The 19,353-nt window shown below is 33.6% G+C and carries 14 protein-coding genes; 7 read left to right on the top strand and 7 right to left on the bottom strand.

Going from position 1 to position 19,353, the window contains the following annotated elements:
• Positions 1–67: 67 nt before the first annotated feature.
• Positions 68–244 (bottom strand): DUF6095 family protein, encoded by a 177-nt coding sequence (locus ACRBBL_RS26730; RefSeq protein ID WP_431372171.1) that lies wholly within the window; start codon positions 242–244, stop codon positions 68–70.
• Positions 245–272: 28 nt separating this feature from the next.
• Positions 273–1,094 (bottom strand): N-acetylmuramic acid 6-phosphate etherase, encoded by an 822-nt coding sequence (gene murQ / locus ACRBBL_RS26725; RefSeq protein WP_431372170.1) that lies wholly within the window; start codon positions 1,092–1,094, stop codon positions 273–275.
• 377 nt (positions 1,095–1,471) lie between these two features.
• Between murQ and ACRBBL_RS26720 the strand changes: the two genes are divergently transcribed.
• The 7 genes from ACRBBL_RS26720 (at position 1,472) to ACRBBL_RS26690 (ending at position 12,538) form a co-directional block, all read left to right on the top strand.
• Positions 1,472–4,237 (top strand): response regulator, encoded by a 2,766-nt coding sequence (locus ACRBBL_RS26720; protein WP_431372169.1) that lies wholly within the window; start codon positions 1,472–1,474, stop codon positions 4,235–4,237.
• A gap of 321 nt (positions 4,238–4,558) precedes the next feature.
• A complete protein-coding gene (locus tag ACRBBL_RS26715) occupies positions 4,559–5,743 on the top strand; it encodes a T9SS type A sorting domain-containing protein (RefSeq protein WP_431372168.1) in 1,185 nt (394 codons plus the stop codon).
• A gap of 3 nt (positions 5,744–5,746) precedes the next feature.
• Positions 5,747–7,000, top strand: coding sequence for a T9SS type A sorting domain-containing protein (locus tag ACRBBL_RS26710; protein ID WP_431372167.1), 1,254 nt, complete (start codon positions 5,747–5,749; stop codon positions 6,998–7,000).
• Positions 7,001–7,028: 28 nt separating this feature from the next.
• A complete protein-coding gene (locus tag ACRBBL_RS26705) occupies positions 7,029–8,549 on the top strand; it encodes a hypothetical protein (protein ID WP_431372166.1) in 1,521 nt (506 codons plus the stop codon).
• 10 nt (positions 8,550–8,559) lie between these two features.
• Positions 8,560–10,134, top strand: coding sequence for a tail fiber domain-containing protein (locus ACRBBL_RS26700; protein ID WP_431372165.1), 1,575 nt, complete (start codon positions 8,560–8,562; stop codon positions 10,132–10,134).
• A gap of 100 nt (positions 10,135–10,234) precedes the next feature.
• Positions 10,235–11,530 (top strand): hypothetical protein, encoded by a 1,296-nt coding sequence (locus ACRBBL_RS26695; protein ID WP_431372164.1) that lies wholly within the window; start codon positions 10,235–10,237, stop codon positions 11,528–11,530.
• 12 nt (positions 11,531–11,542) lie between these two features.
• Positions 11,543–12,538 (top strand): hemagglutinin protein, encoded by a 996-nt coding sequence (locus ACRBBL_RS26690; RefSeq protein WP_431372163.1) that lies wholly within the window; start codon positions 11,543–11,545, stop codon positions 12,536–12,538.
• 83 nt (positions 12,539–12,621) lie between these two features.
• On the opposite strand, the gene ACRBBL_RS26685 is transcribed toward ACRBBL_RS26690, so the two are convergent.
• The 5 genes from ACRBBL_RS26685 to ACRBBL_RS26665 form a co-directional block, all read right to left on the bottom strand.
• Entirely contained in the window at positions 12,622–14,850 is a 2,229-nt protein-coding gene (locus tag ACRBBL_RS26685) for an NADP-dependent isocitrate dehydrogenase (protein WP_431372162.1), read from the bottom strand.
• Between the two features lie 749 nt (positions 14,851–15,599).
• Positions 15,600–15,953 carry a 50S ribosomal protein L19 gene (rplS, locus tag ACRBBL_RS26680; RefSeq protein ID WP_431372161.1) on the bottom strand — a complete coding sequence of 118 codons (354 nt, stop codon included), beginning with the start codon at positions 15,951–15,953 and terminating at the stop codon, positions 15,600–15,602.
• A gap of 443 nt (positions 15,954–16,396) precedes the next feature.
• Positions 16,397–17,074: a tRNA (guanosine(37)-N1)-methyltransferase TrmD gene (trmD, locus tag ACRBBL_RS26675; RefSeq protein WP_431372160.1), complete on the bottom strand. Its 678-nt coding sequence runs from the start codon at positions 17,072–17,074 to the stop codon at positions 16,397–16,399.
• A gap of 11 nt (positions 17,075–17,085) precedes the next feature.
• Positions 17,086–17,685, bottom strand: a complete 600-nt coding sequence (locus ACRBBL_RS26670; protein ID WP_431372159.1) for a tRNA (guanine-N1)-methyltransferase — start codon at positions 17,683–17,685, stop codon at positions 17,086–17,088.
• Between the two features lie 137 nt (positions 17,686–17,822).
• Positions 17,823–19,271, bottom strand: coding sequence for a glyceraldehyde-3-phosphate dehydrogenase (locus tag ACRBBL_RS26665; RefSeq protein WP_431372158.1), 1,449 nt, complete (start codon positions 19,269–19,271; stop codon positions 17,823–17,825).
• Positions 19,272–19,353: the final 82 nt, after the last annotated feature.

Here is a 19,353-nt window from a genome sequence, read left to right as displayed (position 1 = left end):
AATTAAGAATGAAAGTTTTAGATGTAATCCTAACTTTGTATGAAGCATGTTTTAAGATGTATAAGACCTAATTAAACATAGAGTCCATTATTTTTCGAAGCCCTTTGAATGCAAGAAATATTGCTACGGCTGAAATTAATAGTCCAGCGATTAGTACAGGAATATAGTATGGATGTGATTGGTTTTTTAAAGCAGAATGAAGTATTGTAGGTCCAGCAAACATACAGAGTAAAGAACCTGCCATTAATTTTAGACCTTTAGCCAGTACTTCTTTATTTGTCCTTTTTGTCATAGCTTATAATTGCTTTTCGTACATTTTTATGTTGATCTAATAATTCTGTTGCTGTTTCTAAGTTAACTCCTAATTCAGACATGATCATTTTGACACCTCTTTCTACTAGTTTGTGATTGCTAAGTTGCATATCGACCATTTTATTTCCTTTTACTTTTCCTAGTTGAATCATCACAGCTGTTGAAATCATATTCAGGACTAGCTTTTGAGCAGTTCCAGCCTTCATTCTAGAACTTCCAGTTACAAATTCGGAACCAACAATTACTTCTATAGGATATTGAGAAACATTAGATAAAGGACTGTTGTGATTGCATGTAATGCATCCAGTTAGCACATTGTTTTTGTTGCATTTTTTTAACGCACCAATTACATACGGAGTCGTTCCAGAAGCAGCAATACCAATTACGGTATCATTTTCTGAGATATTATGTTTTTGAAGATCTTTCCATCCTTGTTCAGTATCATCTTCAGCGAATTCTACAGCTTTTCGAATGGCAGAATCACCACCAGCAATGAGTCCGACTACAAGTTCATGTGGAACACCAAATGTAGGTGGACATTCAGACGCATCAACAATTCCAAGTCGCCCGCTCGTACCAGCGCCAATATAGAATAAGCGACCTCCATTTTTCATTCTAGTTACAATATTGGAAACTAGATTTTCTATTTCTGAAATTACTTTTTCAACCGCAAGTGGAACTGTTTTGTCTTCATTGTTGATGTTCGTTAATAATTCTGATACACTCATTTTTTCAAGATGATTGTATTTCGAGTCTTGTTCGGTCGTTTTGATGAATTCCATAGTTCAAAAATACGTTATTTTGTGTAGAAACGAAATGGTTTTTCACGTTAGTAATAGAAACTTTATTATAGGTTTATATGATTGAAATTCCCGTTTTTCCAGAAATGATAAAGCCTGAAAACAACGCGGCAAGATGAATCATGCAAATTTATATATAACTCAAAAGGTGCTCTAACATTCTGAAATTGAAGTTTTCAATAAAAAATGCCTTAAACAACTTAAATTGTCTAATTTTATGAGCATCTGGATTTAGTTATTTTAGCAAAGACAACTTTCCTTAAAGTTTGATATAATTACCTTTTAATAATAGTATGTTTTTTGTACACTTCGTTTTTTTAATGCATTCAAGTTTTCTAAAAAGGATCTTGACATTATGTATGCTATTATTTTTCTCTTCTCATTTAAACGCACAAGACAAAAAAAATGATACTGATTGGAAAGACCTATACGATTCTTTAATTGAGCATTATCATTCGAAAAATAGTGATAGTGTTACGTATTATGCGAAAGAGTTATTTGCAACAACAAATCAACCTCACGATTCATTAAAAGTTAATATCGGAGCTATTATAGCTAGATTAAATAAAAATGAATCTGAAGCTTTTCACTTCTTAAACTTAGCAGAAACAGCATTACTCAAATCTAAAAAAAATAGAAATTTACTCGGATGGAATTATTATTATAAAGCAACTTGGTATTACAACAATTCTTTTGACAAGAAAGCATTAAAATATTACTATAAGGCGGATTCTGTTTTTACTTCCATCAACAGAAAATCGTTTATATCCGTAATGACAAAAAATGGTATTTGCGATGTTTTGATGGAATCTTTGTTGAATGATGAACCTTTACTAATAAATCAAGTAATTCCTTATATAAATGATGGTTTAAGGGTTTCAGATTCAATAGGTTTTAAGGTGCCAAGTTCTATTCTTCTATACAAAAAAGGAGATGTATTCTTAGCAAAAAATGATTTAGAAGCCTCAGAGTATTATTATAGAAAATCGTTAGAAATTAGTGTAGGAATTAAGAATGATATCAGACAATCATTAATATTTAATCGATTGGCTACTATATCGTTGCGTAGAAATTTGTTAGATTCTGCGATAATTTACCAGGAAAAAGCTGTAGAAAAAGCTAAGACTATAAATAATAATAAAGTCATTTCTGTGGTTAATTTAGAACTAGGAAAATTATATAATAAAACTGAAAGTTATGCAACTGCAATAAATCACTTAGATTATGCAAAAGAGATGTTGGGGAAATCAAAATCTGCTAGAAAAGAGATCTATCACGATATTGATTATAATCTAGCGGAAGCTTATTTTGGAAGAAACGAATTTAAGAAAGGATATACGTATTTAAAATCTGCAAAAGAAATTATGGAAGAAGTTCAGCAGATTAAAAATATTGAAAAAATTGAAGAAATAGAATTAAAATTTCAATCTGAAAAGAAAGAACAGGAAATTGCTCTGTTAAAATCTCAGAACGAATTAGTAGCAAAGCAGAAAACAAATCAACGGAATCAATTGTTAGGTATTATTAGTATAACCTCAATAGCTGGTGTGTTCTTTTTCTTTTTATACCGCAATCGTCAAAAAACGACTAAAAAACTAAAAGAGTTAGATAAGGACAAGTCTAATTTTTTCTCGAATATCTCGCATGAATTTCGAACACCATTAACGCTCATTTCTGGTCCAATTCAGCAACAATTAAAAAAAGAAAATTTGCCAGATGAAGAACGTCGTAATCTTGAAATGATGCAACGAAATTCTGATCGTTTACTTACGCTGGTAGATCAGTTACTTGGTGTGTCAAAAATAGAATCTGGGAAAGTCGTATTAGATGTATCAAACAACAACATAATTACTTTTACTGAAATCCTGATCGATAGTTTCAGGTTTACAACAAAGCAAAAACTTTTAAAATTTAAAATCGACCTAAAGCCAACAACGCTTGAAACTTGGTTCGATAAAGATATTGTTGAAAAAATTATTACCAATCTATTATCAAATGCTGTAAAATACACTCCCAAAAATGGAGAGATTAGATGTAAAGCTATTGTGAAAGACAATGAATTTCACTTCGAAATAAAAAATACAGGCACACCGTTGACAACTGAGGAAATTTCGAAACTATTTGATCGTTTTTACCAAATCGATAAAGACAAAGAAGGAACAGGAATTGGACTCTCATTAGTCCAAGAAATTGTAAAACTTCATAAAGGGACAGTTACTGCCACAAGTATTGAAAACTGGATCACTTTTAAAGTAGTATTACCAATTGCTAAAGTTGATTATATAGATGTTAGTGTTGAAGAAGGATTAGAAAAAGATATTAAAACTTCTAATATGATTCTAGAAACGGAAACTGATTTTGATGATGAGACACCAATTCTTCTAATTGTTGAAGACAATAAGGACGTTAGAATGTATGTTGATACTATTTTTAAAGGCAACTATAAAATCATACACGCTGAAAACGGACAAGAAGGAATCGATTTGGCAATTCAGCATATTCCTGATATCATTATAAGTGATATTATGATGCCAGTAAAAAGTGGAATTGAGTTGTGTAATACTTTAAAAACAGATGAGCGAACAAGTCATATTCCAATCATATTATTAACCGCAAAAGCTGGCGAACAAAACGAAATTGAAGGTATTAAAACTGGCGCTGATGATTACATAACCAAACCTTTTAATAACGAACTCCTACAACTAAAGGTTGAAAACCTATTGGAAAATATCAAAAGACTTCAAGAAAAATTTAGTCAAGAAATCTTTTTGAAACCAACAGAAGTTTCAATTAATTCTACAGATGATTTATTCTTAAATCGCTTACAAAATGTGTTAGATGATAAGCTGGTTGAATCTACTTTTAATACCGATGAATTTTGCAAATCGATCAATATGAGTAGAATGCAATTGCACAGAAAATTAAAAGCGCTGTTCAACATGACTACGACAGAGTTTATTCGTTCTCAACGTTTAAAATTAGCTGCCGATTTGTTAAAAACGTCTAACGTAACCGTATCACAAGTAGGGTATAGTGTTGGGTTTAATGATCCTGCATATTTTAGCAAACGCTTTAAAGAAGTTTACAATTGCACACCTACGCAATACGCTAAAAAGAATACATAAATAGACTTTCTCTTTTCCTTTTTTTTAAGTGTTTACTCTAAATAAACACAGATATACCTTGCGTTTCAAGCAATGTTACAATAGTCATAGTGTTTGTTACAATGTTTATAGTCTTCACATAACAAGCCTACTACTTTTACCTTCATAAAGTTATTCTAAATACAATTTATAAAGAGAATGAAATTATACGAGGGAAAATTAAAAGAAGCATTAACCGATACGATTTACTTAAACGTAAGCAATCTTAAGAAAGGATCCTACACCTTAACTATTATTAATAGAAATAAAGTCATACACACAACAACCTTTAAAAAATAACCAATGAATTTAAAAATTCGCAAATATCAAAATAACCATTTAAAGAGTAGTAAAGGAAAAACAATATTCTTGACCTTGTTGGTATGTATACTTACTATGTTAAATGTTGATGCTCAATCTAATAATACCTTCTTCTTAGGACATAGTTTAATAAATTTTGAAGTACCAAACATAGTTGACAAGTTATCGATTGCAGGTAGTCAAACCTTTTCGTATGACGCTAATATTGGAAATGGAGCTACTTTATCATGGCATTGGAACAATCCAACAACTGGGCAAGGAGACCAGTGGGATCTTACATTGCCTAATGGCGGATACGAAAACTTTATTTTAACAGAAGCTGTTCCTTTACTAAATCACTTAAATGGTAGCAATACTTTTCAAGTAGCAGATGACTTTTGCAGTTTTGCTAATCTGCACAATCCAAACATTCAATATTACATTTACGAGACTTGGCATTGTATTAATAGTGGAAATGGAAGTACTGCTGGTTCTGGAGGCTATCCATGCGATTGGGATGCGGAAAGTAACACTCCTTGGAGAGATAGACTCGATATAGATTTAGCAAAGTGGGAGAGTATTGCCGATGCTATCAATTTAACACACACAAATCCGATGTTAGTAATTCCTGGTGGTCAAGCACTTGCTCGATTGGCCGATCGTATAGAAGAAGGTACAGTTCCAGGATTATCTTCAATCTTTGATTTATTTGTTGATACACATCATTTGGACTCGCGAGGCAATTATTTTATTGCTTGTGTGATGTACGCGGTCATACATAAAATGTCTCCAGTTGGCTTACCAAATCAATTAACAAATAGATATGGTAATTTATATACAGTATACCCAACACCTGCACAAGCTGCAATCATGCAAGAAATTGCTTGGGAAACTGTTTGTGATTACCAAAGAGATGGAGTTCAATGTGCAGCATTAAGTATTTCTTCGAATGAAAAAGAAAGCACTAATATTAAAATTTATCCTGTACCTACTTCTGATAAGCTATCGATTCAATTTGTTGATTCGTTTGCTAAAAATGTCTCGTTTTCAATTCATGATCAATTAGGGAAGGTTGTCCATAAAGGCGTCTTAAAATCTGAAATGACATCAGTTAATTTAATCGCGTTATCCGCGGGAATTTACTTTCTGAAAATTAAAAATGAGACGTTCAAATTTATTAAATCATAACACATGAAAAAACACTACTCAATTTTTTGCATACTATTCTTTTTAGGCATTCAGCATCATACTGCACAGACTGAATTTAGAAGAGATTCCATCCACATATTTTCATGGTCTAATGCTGATAGTAATTGGTCTCATAACACCAGAGAATTATACACGTTTGATTACGAAGGAACGAAAGAAACCAACCTATTGCGATTGATAGCGAATGGTGGAAGTGGTAATTGGGTTAACTTTTATCAATTCAATAAAAACTACAATACCTTAAATAATATAACCGAAAATATACAGCAAAATTGGAGTAGTGACGCTTGGTCAAATAGTGCAAGAGATACATATTCATACAATGCGCAGTACAATGAAACGGTTTTCCTATATGCCATACGAGTTAATGATATTTGGAGAAGCCAAAGACGAGAAACTAAAATTTATGATGGAAATAATGTCGCTTCTAAAACACTTGAAGAATCTGATGGAAATAATCTTATTCCCGAAGATAGATACTTATATGAGTATGAAATAGCTTCTGATAGATTAACTCAAGAAATTAAGCAAATTTATTTTGAAGACGTAGATTTTTGGCTAAATGTAGAAAAAAAGGAATACAGTTATACCAGTTTTGGAGCATTACAAAAAGTAGAAGAATTTGGATTTAATGGAAGTCAAAACGATTTTAATGACGATGGATCGGAACAAACTTTATATAACTACAATGCATTACAACAACTTACGGAACGAACAAGACAATTACGGATAAGTGGCGTCTACAGAAATTTTGAGCGTTTTGTGTATGTATATACATTGGGAAATCAGACAGAACTAATTATTCAAGAATGGGTTACTGCAGATGATGCTTGGATAAATAAATTTAGGCAACTACGAACGTTTGATGCAGATGATAACGAAATTGAATTGATATATCAAGCTTGGAACTCAGACATTGATGATTGGCGGAACTTAACGCGTAGTGTATCATTTTGGAGTGCTGCAGCCCCTTTTGATGCTACTACACTAAACATAAATTCAATTAATGATGATTCGTATTCTGTTGTTGTGTATCCAAATCCTACAGCAAATTATATCCATATTAATGCTTCAACGCCAGTTCATTCGGTTACTTTATTCAATCTACAAGGAAAGGAAATTCTTAAAACGAAAGGGAAAACAAAAATTGATATTGGTCATTTAACAGCAGGTATGTATTTGGTTAAAATTCATATTGACAATAGCATACTTACTAAAAAAATTAGAATCAATTAAAAATATTGAAAAACGTAAAAATAAGCTCATGAGAAAAATAATTACAGTACTTGTCTTACTATTCATAACAGTTTCAACTTTTGCGCAACAAGGTATTAACTATAAAGCCATAATAAAAGATGATAGTGGCAATGTAATGGCAAATACTTCGATGAATATACAATTTACCATTCATGAAAACACAGCAACAGGAACAATTGTATATCAAGAAAGTCATAATTTTACAACAGATGCAAACGGATTGGTTATACTTACTGTAGGTACAAGCGCATTAATAAGTGTAGGTACATTCTCAGCTATAGATTGGGCTGCAGATGTACATTTTTTACAAGTAACAATTTCCTATAGCGGCGGTATCATAGATTTTGATGCCACGCAATTTATGGCAGTACCTTATGCTTTAAATGTTAGTGAAAATATAAATGATTTATCCGATGGTAAATCTCGTGGTCGCTCATTATATATAGGCGATGGCGCTGGTTTGAATGATGATGCATTCATTACGGGTCCAGTTTTAACGTTTACGAATAACGTTGGTATTGGCCATTATGCATTAAATAAAAATACATCAGGATCTTACAATACTGCAATAGGTCTTGATGCTTTATTTGGAAACATAACTGGATTTAGTAATGTAGCTGTAGGTTCTGGTGCTTTAGAAGCAAATACATCTGGACAAAGAAATACTGCAGTTGGGAGAAACTCAATGAGAGTAAATAGTATAGGACAATCTAACACCGCAATTGGATATAGATCATTAAGTGCTAATACTGAAGGCGATAATAATACTGCATTAGGGAATTTCTCCCTAAATGACAACACAACAGGGAATTTTAATACAGCGATTGGAATAGAAGCTTTAAGCAATAATACGACAGGATATAGTAATATAGGGATTGGATTAGGAGCTTTAATCGATAATGAGACAGGAAATCTTAATATAGCGATAGGTCAATATTCAGGAATAAATAATTCTTCGGGAAGTGGAAATATTTATATAGGAAATGGTTCTGGTAGTTCAACAGCAGCAGGAAGTAATAAATTATATATTAACAATACCCAATCGGATATGCCGCTAATTTATGGTGAGTTTGATACAGATCTAGTACGTATAAACGGAACGTTCAATGTAACACAAGACATGAGTGTAGATGGTACTTTAGATGTTACCGAAATAATTAATAATGAAACAATTAACACGCAAACAATTAACACAGAAGAAATCAATACATCTACAACAGGTACTGCAAATTTAATACCTATTGCCTATGGCATTGTAGAATCTACTGGAAGTGTGTTAAGTGGTACAGGTAATTTTACAGCTTTTTTAAGTGGTAATGTGTTTATTATAGATGTTAATGGCACAGAATCATTAAGCTATGGTGATACAGTAGCTATCATAACACCAATTTCTACTACAGCTAGATCTTCGACTACAATTATTGCTGATGGTAATGGAGATAGTGATGCAGATCTTAATGTACGCATCTTTACTGCTAGTGGTACACAAGTAACAACTACTTTTCAATTTGTTATTTATAAACTATAAAAAAATAACTATGAAATCAAAGATTCACGAATATCAAAATAAATATATATCGATGCGTAAAAATAGAATTACAATACTCATCACATTTTTAATTACAGCACTAAGCTTTGCGCAAGCAGGTTTTAATTATAAAGCTGTCATAAAAGATGGAAGCGGTACTATAATTGCCAATGACTTAATACAAGTGCAATTTAGCATTCGTACAAGTACTGATGTTGCAGACAATGTGTACGTTGAAACGCATACGCCAACTACAGATGCAAACGGATTAATAATACTTAACATTGGAGAAGGTACAGGAGTTAGCGGTGTTTTTACAACTATTGACTGGGCAAGCAGCGATCATTTTTTAAACGTACAAGTAAATACAGGTACCGGTTTTATAGACATGGGAACATCTGAGTTTAAGGCGATACCGTATGCAAAACATGCTGAAACAGCTGCAAATGTATCTGGCTTAGAAAAAATTACAGAAAACGATGGTACACAAGATAATACTGGTTGGAGATTGGTTGGTCGCAACCCAAATTTTTACAGTCCCATAGGTGAAGGTGCCGTTGACTTTAGTACTTATGGGGATTACGTTGGAGGTGCTACTGGTAACTATTCAATGGCAATGGGTCTTGGTTCCACAGCTTCAGGAAATTCTTCATTTTGTAATGGGTATAACTCAGATGCTTCAGGAGCTGGGTCTATGGTAATAGGAAACTATTCGTATGCTTCTGGGAATGGTTCTAGGGTATTTGGATATATTTCTACAGCTTCAGGTGTTGATGCTACTGCAATTGGGGTGTATTGTAATGCTTCAGGTAATGGTGCTAACGCAATAGGACTAGGATTAGAAGCAGATTCTTATTACTCATTTGTGCAAGGGAGATATAATATTGGAGGTGGAAATGTAAATACTTGGATAGCCACGGACAAGCTATTTGAAATTGGTAATGGTGTAGATAATGATAATCGCAACAATGCAGTAACGGTTTTAAAAAATGGTAAAGTAGGCATTGGTAGAGCAACACCTTCTAGTTTGCTTGAAGTTGCCCATGAAAATAGTCCGCCTACATCTAGTGATTACACAAATGCGTTTAGTATACATAACATTGCCACAGGTGGTTCTTGGCAATTTTCAACTGTTAATGCAGGTCATTTAAGTCTATACAAAAACGGAAGTTACCGTGGTTTTTTTAACCAAGCTAGCGGAGCCTATAGCTCTATTTCGGATAGACGTGTAAAAAAAGACATCATATCTATAGAAGATGGCACGCTTGCCAAAGTAATGCTACTTAATCCTGTAAGTTATTTAATGAAAGATCAAAAAGGAAGCAAACGGAACATCGGATTAATATCCCAAGAAGTAAAAGAAATATTTCCAAGCATTACGCATTATGTTGAAGAATCAGATTTGTTGACCTTATCTTATTCTGAACTTATTCCAATACTTATAAAAGCATTGCAAGAGCAGCAAACTATTATTGAAGCTCAAAACTCGAAAATTGATAGTCAAACATTAGAAACATCTCAACAAAACGCAGCTATCCAATTATTAATACAACGCATGAATGCGCTAGAAGCGGCAAACAACTAATAGTCAACTGCTATGAAACGAGCATGTTAAAAAGTTTCTCATCTAACAAAATGATTAATAACGAACAACATGTGACCGAAAAAACAATAAATATAAACAGATGAAAACAAAACTTACAACGCTCGTATTCCTATTAATTAGTATAACAATGTTTGCCCAACAAGGTATTAACTACAAAGCCATTTTAAAAGATGGAAGTGACAATGTGCTTGCGAATACTTTTATGAATATACAATTTTCAATACATCAAGCTACAGCTGCAGGGACAATTGTATATCAAGAAGATCATAATTACACAACAGATGCTAACGGGTTACTTATACTTACTATAGGTACAGATTCCTCTCCAAGTGTAGGCACATTTGCAACCATAGATTGGAGCGCAGATCTACATTTCTTACAAACAACAATTACCTATAGTGGCGGTACTATAAATTTTGACGCTACCGAGTTTAAAGCAGTACCGTATGCAAAACATGCTAAAACCGCAGAAACTGCAGCCAATGTTTTTAGTGGCGATTATAACGATTTAACCAACCAGCCAACAACACTACCAAGCGGCTTGGAGCAATATACTGATAATGAAGGCAGGACAGGTTGGAATTTAATTGGCATGGTACAAAGTCCATGGATTGGCACAGAAGCTATAAACTTAAGTCATTCAGTTCAAGTCTCACCTAGAACTGGCGCTTTAGGTTTACGGTCATTTGCAGTGGGAAATTCTACAACTGCATCAGGAGATTACTCCACGGCAATGGGATATTCTACCCAGGCTAATGGCCTTAATTCCATCGCTATGGGTAGGTTTACTTACGCTAATGGTCTCTTTTCTACAGCTATAGGATATAATTTAACAGCACATTCAAGTTATGAAACTGTAATAGGTAGAAACAGTACAAATTACATTGCCAATGATCCTCTTGATTGGGATCCAGACGATCGTTTATTTACTATTGGTAACAGTCCCAGTAATGTCACCCTAAGCAACGCTTTAGTTGTATTAAAAAACGGGACAATTACTGCGCCTTCATTTAGTATACCAGAAATTGATAATGCAGGAAACACAGCATTAATAACAAAACGATATGCAGATGCTAATTATTTAAATATCTCTTCAAATTTAGTTCCTATTGCGTATGGCACTATAGAATCTGATGGGAATGTATTAAGTAGTACACTAAATGTTACAGCTAGTATTAATGCAGGTGTTATTACTATTAGTGTCATTAATGTCACAATGAACGTTAATAATACTTCATGTACAATAACACCATATTCTACAGCTTTTAGAACGTCTTCTATTATAATTAGCGGAGGCGATATACAGGTACGCACATTTGATAGTTCGGGTAATTCAGCACCTACAACTTTTCAATTTGTTATTTATAAATTATAAAAAATGATCATCATGAAAACAAAATATATAGCACTAATAATATTACTCGTAAGTTATTGTGGGTTTGCTCAAACCATAGAAAAATATAGTATTGACTCAGGTGGCGGAAGTGTTACATCTGGAGGAATAGAAATACTCTATACAATAGGAGAAACAAACGTACAGGAACATACGACAACAACACTTTCTGTTTCTGAAGGATTTATCACGACTGATTTTAAAATTAATATCATTCCGAAAATATTTTTGCAAGGTCCACTTTTAAATCAAGCAACTGCAGGATTGATGAATGATGATTTAAGATCAAATGGGCATTTGCCAACTATATCTCCATATGCAGATGCAGTTACCGTAGCGACAACGGTTTTTAATGCTGGAGGAACTTCTGGAACAGGAATACCACAAGATGACATTGTAGATTGGGTTTGGTTAGAAATACGGCAAGCAAATGACAACACAAAAGTAGTGCGATCACAATCTGCCTTATTACAGCGAGATGGTGATATTGTAGGTTTAGATGGTGTTTCAACAATACAACTAAATGCTGCGCCCACAAATTACTATGTAGTAGTAAAGCACAGAAATCATTTAGGAATAATGTCTGCCAATGTAATTTCACTCAATAATTCTATGACGAGTGTCGATTTTACCAATCCGACAACACAAACTTTTGGAGCTAATGCGCAAACAGTTTTTGGAATTCCTTCAGGAACAATGGCGCTGTGGGCAGGAGATGTAAATAATGATGCAATTGTACAATACTCAGGAACTACGCCCGATTCACCAAGTATCTTATCACTTGTACTAAATGATCCAAGTAATTTTTTAAATTTCCCAACATTTGTAGTTAGTGGATACAGTACACATGATGTCAATTTGGACGGAAATACACAATATACAGGAACTACGCCAGATACACCTATCATTTTACAAAACGTATTGGCACATCCTGGAAACTTTTTAAATTTTAGTACCTATCAAATCTTAGAACAATTACCAGAAAATTAGTATATATATACTTATGGGAAATTTCCCAAAAACAAAAAAGCTCCTTGTTTATAAGGAGCTTTTTTTAATATGTTATAATTTGATTATGCAATTGCGCTTAAAATACTATTGAATGTTTCACTAGGACGCATTGCTTTCGCAGTTACATCGTCGTTTGGCATATAATAACCACCAATATCCATTGCTGAACCTTGTGCGTTATTTAATTCTGTAACGATTTTTTCTTCATTATCTGCTAACTGAGCAGCAATAGGAGTGAAGCGTGCTTTTAATTCAGCATCTGTATCTTGAGCAGCCAATGCCTGTGCCCAATATAAAGAAAGGTAAAAATGACTTCCTCTGTTATCTAACTCGTTCACTTTGCGTGAAGGTGATTTTTTGTTTTCTAAGAATTTGTCTGTAGCATCATCTAATGTTTCAGATAAAACGATTGCTTTGTTATTGTCGTAATTAGAACCTAAATGCTCTAAAGAAACTGCCAATGCTAAGAATTCTCCTAAAGAATCCCAACGTAAGTGCCCTTCTTTGTTGAATTGTTGAACGTGCTTTGGAGCTGATCCACCAGCACCAGTTTCAAACAATCCGCCACCATTCATTAATGGAACGATAGACAACATTTTTGCACTTGTTCCTAATTCTAAGATTGGGAAAAGATCTGTTAGGTAATCACGCAATACGTTTCCAGTTACAGAGATTGTATTTTCTCCTTTTTTAATACGAGCAAGCGTAAACTGTGTCGCTTCAGCTAAAGGAAGAATATGAATTTCTAATCCTTCCGTATTGTGATCTTTCAAATACAGATTTACTTTCTTGATCAATTCTGCATCATGTGCTCTTTCAGAATCTAACCAGAAAACTGCTGGCCAACCTGTTGCTGTAGCTCTGCTTACGGCTAGTTTTACCCAGTCGCGAACAGGAGCATCTTTTACCTGACACATTCTCCAGATATCTCCAGCTTCAACTGAATGTTCTGTCAATGTATTTCCTTCAGCATCAATCACACGAACAGTTCCATCAGCAGAAAGTTCAAAAGTCTTATCATGTGAACCGTATTCTTCAGCTTTTTGAGCCATTAATCCAACATTAGGAACAGTTCCCATAGTGGTAGGATCAAAAGCACCATTTTCTATACAGAAATCAATTGTTGCTTGGTATAAAGCGGCATAACTACTATCTGGAATTACAGCTTTCGTATCTTGTGTTTTTCCATCTGCATCCCACATTTGTCCTGAGTTACGAATCATTGCAGGCATAGAAGCATCAATAATAACGTCACTTGGTACGTGTAAGTTTGTGATTCCTTTATCAGAATCAACCATAGCGATATCTGGACCATTTTCCATAGCAACTGCGATATCACCCACAATTTCTTCTTTCTTTTCGGCAGATAATTCTTCTAGATTGTTTAATAAGTTTCCAAAACCATTATTTACATCTACACCAATTTCTTCAAAAGTAGCTTGATGTTTTTCAAATAAATCTGCAAAATACACACGAACAGCATGTCCAAAAATAATTGGATCACTTACTTTCATCATGGTAGCTTTCATGTGAAGCGAGAATAGCAACCCTTTTTCTTTCGTATCAGCAATTTCTCTTTCTAGGAAAGAAAGTAATGCTTTTTTACTCATTACAGTAGCGTCGATAACTTCACCAGCTACTAATGAAATTCCTTCTTTTAATATGGTTTTAGTTCCGTTAGCATCTGTATGCTCAATAGTTACAGAAGTAGCGTTTGCAACGGTCACAGATTTTTCATTTGAACGAAAATCTCCTGCGTTCATTGTTGCTACATGTGTTTTTGAGTCAGACGACCAAGCGCCCATGCTATGCGGATTTTTCTTAGCGTAATTTTTTACAGCTTTTGGAGCTCTACGATCAGAGTTTCCTTCACGTAATACAGGGTTTACAGCCGAACCTTTTACTTTGTTATATTTAGCTAGAATTGCTTTTTCTTCTTCTGTATTTCCTTCTTCAGGATAATCAGGAATTGCAAATCCTTTTGCTTGTAATTCTTCAATGGTGGCTTTTAATTGAGGAACAGAAGCACTGATATTAGGTAATTTAATAATATTTGCTTCTGGTGTTTTTGCTAATTCTCCTAACTCGGCTAACGCGTCGTTTACACGTTGCTCAGGAGTTAAGTATTCTGAGAAATTTGCTAAAATTCTTCCTGCTAAAGAAATATCTTTTGTTTCAATGTCGATTCCTGAAGGAGCAGTAAATGCTTTTACAATTGGTAAAAAAGAATGTGTAGCTAATGCTGGTGCTTCGTCAGTTTTCGTATAGATAATCTTTGTTGATTTTGCCATAAGTATTTATAGATATTATTTTGGTATAAATTAGATGTAATTTTTACGAGGTGCAAATATACGAAATGATAAGAGATTTTGGTAGCTATTATAGCAGTAGTACAAGAAGATACTATATATTTTATAATGACAAAAGCCATATCATTGTAATTTCTTACCTTGACATGGCTTTTTTGAAACGTGTTTTAACAAATGTATCACTAATTTCTCAGCTAATTCATTATGTAATACAACATTTCGGTTTTCGAAATAAGTTTTGTCGTTATTGGCATTTTACCTATTTAAAACTTACCTCTATTGTTCTTTTAATATACCTACTTGTGCAGATCGACTTTCGTGATTTGCCCTTTTATATGACTTTAGTTCTTTGCAGAATGTTAAATCACATAACGCTTTATTTACATCTTAGCAATACAAATAAATTTCGGTGTTATTCCTTGAGTCCGTTATAGCAAGCTATACTAGAAATAGAATTCCGTTTTCTTTGATGATTATTTGTACCCAAAAACCATTTTCAGAAAACCTATTAAAACAACAACTGTTAGAACGTTCTTTAGAATTTACATTAAAATGATTTGCACCGTTTCTTTGTTAATTCTTGTATAAATGTAATATAAGTTTTTAAAAAAGCAAGAAATATAATGAATTAGAAATCAACAAGATATGAACCTAAGTTATGAACAATTGTTTATAACGAAAAAAGTCCTGCAATTTTGCAGGACTTTTTTATGATATATTTTTGAAAGATTTTATTTGAATCTTCTTTCTTTAATTCTAGCTTTCTTACCAGTAAGACCTCTAAAGTAAAAGATACGTGCTCTACGTACTTTACCTCTTTTGTTAACTTCAACTCTTTGAAGTGCTGGTAAATTTACTGGGAAAATACGTTCAACACCAACTGTTCCAGACATTTTTCTGATTGTAAATGTTTCAGTAGAACCTGAACCTCTACGTTGAATTACAACTCCTCTAAAGAACTGCGTACGTGTTTTTTCACCTTCACGGATTTCGTAATAAACTGTAATTGTATCTCCTGCTGCGAATTCAGGGAAATCTTTTGTTGTAACAAATTCGTCTTGTACAAATTTAATTAAAGCTTCCATTTTAAACTTTTTATAAATATTAATTCAAAACAACGTTCACGTCTATCGCCAGAGGTTGATCCAAAATTGAGTGCAAAAATAAGTATTTTTTTTGAATGTTAAATACTTTTTTAAAAATTATAAATTATTTCTTTTAAGAGCCAACATTTCGACTGCGCTCAATGTAACAAGTACTCTAAAAGCAAAGCGATACCAAGAATCTAAAAGCGAAGCAGTCTAAGAGTAAAACAAGTCTAACAATCTAAAAGCAAAGCAGGTCTAACTTCAAAGTACTTCTCGATACAATTCGCTTTAGCGAATTACTCGAAGTGACGCTCATAGTGCCAAAATACCAGAGCAAAGCGATACTACAATACTAACGGGCACAGCTGCTTCTAACAGCGAAGCGATCTAAAATCTAATAGCGTTAGCGGTCTAAGAGCAAAGAAAGCGAGTCTAAATGACTATTCATCCAACAAATCCGGTCGTAATTTCTTCGTACGCTCATACGCTTGTTCTTCGCGCCAAGCTTCAATTTTTGGAAAATTTCCAGACAATAATACTTCCGGAACTTCCCAGTCGTTATAATTTGCAGGTCTTGTGTATACAGGTGGTGCTAGTAAATTGTCTTGAAACGAATCGGTTAGGGCAGAAGTTTCATTTCCTAACACACCAGGAATTATTCGAATGATAGAATCGCATAATACCGCTGCGCCTAATTCTCCTCCTGAAAGTACATAATCACCAATAGAAATTTCTCTCGTAATAAAATGATCGCGCACACGTTGGTCTACACCTTTATAATGTCCGCAAAGAATCATGATGTTTCCTTTCAGCGAAAGTTCATTTGCAATTCCTTGATTCAAAGTTTTACCATCGGGTGTCATATAAATGATTTCGTCGTAATCGCGTTCTGCTTTTAAACCTGAAATACATTTATCAATCGGACCAAGCATCATTACCATTCCTGCGCCACCGCCAAACTGATAATCGTCAATAGACTTATAGTTATCCGTAGCATAATCACGTAAATTGTGCAAATGAATTTCTACAATACCTTTGTCAATGGCTCTTTTTAAGATAGACGCTTCAAAAGGACTTCTTAATAAATCAGGAACTACAGAAATGATGTCAATACGCATGGTAAAGAGAATTAGTTTTTATTCTTGTTAATTTCGTCCTGAAGCTTCCTGCGAACTTGTTGTTCACGTTCCAACGCGCGTTTGCGGTGTTCTTCAAATTCTTGTTCTGTCTCAGCTAATTTTGCTTTTGCTTCTTTTGTAACAGTGTTGCTAGCTTTGAATTTATACGTGAAGAATAACCATAAAACGGCTAAAACTGCAATAATTCCCCACATTAATGACTGATAACTACCTTTACTCAATTGCAAACCAAGTAATGATATGCTATCTTTTTCGGTGTTTAAGTCTTCAATTTTTTGATTTACGGCAGTCAAATCAGTTTTCAACTTTTCAATCTCGGTTTGTTGCGTAGCTACTTTTGCCACTTCCGTAGATAGGTCTTTTTGAGCTGCATTGATAGAGTCTGCTACATTCTTCTGTAACTTTTCTATCCAGTCGCGCTTTACAACTTTGTAGTTTTTATATTTATTAGAATTTTTAAGAATGAACTCAAATTGTTCAGAAATTGGTCCTTCTTTTAATTTTAAATTGGCGTTTTTGGCTACATTTTGAGCGCTTGCTAATACTGAGAAGCTTAGCGTAATTGCTAGGAATAAGTATTTCACTTTCATCGTCTTTTCAAGTTTAAAATAACAGTTGTCAAATAAACGAAGATATTTTTATTTATTGTACGAAATCATAAGAGATTTATCCACAAAAAAAAGAGCCTCAAATACGAGACTCTTTTTGTAAATTATAGTGTCTTCTATTAATAGTACGTAAAACGTCTTACTTTCGAAATATATTTAGCCAATCGCATTACTTGGTGAGAATATCCATATTCATTATCATACCAAACATATAAAATGATATTTTTTCCACCTTCGCGTACAATCGTTGCTTTGCTGTCAAAAATTGATGGAGCTGAAGAACCAACAATATCAGAAGAAACTAATTCGTCGTTCAATTCATATTTAATCTGCTCTACCAAATTACCTTCTAAAGCATATTTCTTAAAAATAGTATTTAGACTCTCTAAAGAAGTAGCGTTTTCAATTTCTAAATTCAAAATAGCTAATGAACCGTTTGGTACAGGAACTCTAATTGCATTTGAAGTTAATTTACCTTCTAAAGACGGCAATGCTTTCGATACTGCTTTTCCAGCGCCAGTTTCAGTAATTACCATGTTTAAAGCAGCAGCTCTACCACGACGATATTTCTTGTGCATGTTGTCTACCAAGTTTTGATCGTTGGTATATGCGTGAATCGTTTCTAAGTGTCCGTGAATTAATCCGAAAGAATCTTCTACAACTTTTAATACAGGTGTAATTGCATTTGTAGTACAAGAAGCAGCAGACCAAATATTTACTTCATCAGGATTGTGCTCTGTATGGTTTACACCATATACAATATTAGGAACACCTTTTCCTGGAGCAGTCAATAATACTTTGTCAGCACCATTTGGCACTAAGTGTCTTTCTAAAGCTTCTTTATCTCTAAAAGCACCTGTGTTATCAATAATTAACGCATCGTTAATTCCGTATGCTGTATAATCAATCTCTTCTGGTCCGTTTGCAGAAATAATATGAACTGTAGTTCCGTTGATGATTAATGCCGAATTTTCAACATCAATACCAACAGTTCCAGGGAAATCTCCGTGAACAGAATCGTTGCGTAACAAAGAAGCTCTTTTCTCTAAAACAGTTGCATCAACTTTACCACGAGTTACAATCGCGCGTAAGCGTAATTGATTTCCGCGTCCAGTACGAGTCATTAATTCTCTTGCTAATAAACGTCCAATACGTCCAAAACCATAAAGAACTACATCTTTTGGTGTAATTCCATTAGATTTTTTGGCGTCTTTTAATTTATCAACCACAAACGAAGTTGCGTTTGCATACTGATTGTCTTCTAAATGATACTCATACGTTAACTTTCCGATATCGATTTTAGATGGCGGCAAATCAATTTTAGCAATTGCTTGTGCAATCTCTACAGTATCAAAAATAGAGATAGGTTTTTGTACAAATTGACCTGCATATTCGTGAAGGTTTAAAATTTCACTAACATTTCTGTCAATTAGTTGATTTCTAAAAATAACAAGCTCAATTGATTTATCATACCATAAATCGCTTACATTCTTAATAAATTCAACAGTAGCACGTCTTCTATCTGCTTGAAAAGTGAGTTCCTTTTCGTAAATTTCATTAAAACTCATAGTCTTACGTTTGTGTAGTTGTGTTTACAATTTGGCGCAAAAGTATACAATTTCAAACGTTTTCGTAAATAAAAGAAAAAGT

Origin of the sequence: Kordia sp., assembly GCF_050633145.1 — a bacterium.
GTDB lineage: Bacteria > Bacteroidota > Bacteroidia > Flavobacteriales > Flavobacteriaceae > Kordia.
The sequence above is the reverse complement of the archived record's forward strand: the minus strand, read 5'-3'. Positions and strand labels throughout refer to the sequence as shown.

Coding starts and splice junctions, on each gene's coding strand:
- ACRBBL_RS26730 (WP_431372171.1), bottom strand. CDS start 244: ATGGCAGGTTCTTTACTCTGTATGTTTGCTGGACCTACAATACTTCAT.
- murQ (WP_431372170.1), bottom strand. CDS start 1,094: ATGGAATTCATCAAAACGACCGAACAAGACTCGAAATACAATCATCTT.
- ACRBBL_RS26720 (WP_431372169.1), top strand. CDS start 1,472: ATGCTATTATTTTTCTCTTCTCATTTAAACGCACAAGACAAAAAAAAT.
- ACRBBL_RS26715 (WP_431372168.1), top strand. CDS start 4,559: ATGAATTTAAAAATTCGCAAATATCAAAATAACCATTTAAAGAGTAGT.
- ACRBBL_RS26710 (WP_431372167.1), top strand. CDS start 5,747: ATGAAAAAACACTACTCAATTTTTTGCATACTATTCTTTTTAGGCATT.
- ACRBBL_RS26705 (WP_431372166.1), top strand. CDS start 7,029: ATGAGAAAAATAATTACAGTACTTGTCTTACTATTCATAACAGTTTCA.
- ACRBBL_RS26700 (WP_431372165.1), top strand. CDS start 8,560: ATGAAATCAAAGATTCACGAATATCAAAATAAATATATATCGATGCGT.
- ACRBBL_RS26695 (WP_431372164.1), top strand. CDS start 10,235: ATGAAAACAAAACTTACAACGCTCGTATTCCTATTAATTAGTATAACA.
- ACRBBL_RS26690 (WP_431372163.1), top strand. CDS start 11,543: ATGAAAACAAAATATATAGCACTAATAATATTACTCGTAAGTTATTGT.
- ACRBBL_RS26685 (WP_431372162.1), bottom strand. CDS start 14,850: ATGGCAAAATCAACAAAGATTATCTATACGAAAACTGACGAAGCACCA.
- rplS (WP_431372161.1), bottom strand. CDS start 15,953: ATGGAAGCTTTAATTAAATTTGTACAAGACGAATTTGTTACAACAAAA.
- trmD (WP_431372160.1), bottom strand. CDS start 17,074: ATGCGTATTGACATCATTTCTGTAGTTCCTGATTTATTAAGAAGTCCT.
- ACRBBL_RS26670 (WP_431372159.1), bottom strand. CDS start 17,685: ATGAAAGTGAAATACTTATTCCTAGCAATTACGCTAAGCTTCTCAGTA.
- ACRBBL_RS26665 (WP_431372158.1), bottom strand. CDS start 19,271: ATGAGTTTTAATGAAATTTACGAAAAGGAACTCACTTTTCAAGCAGAT.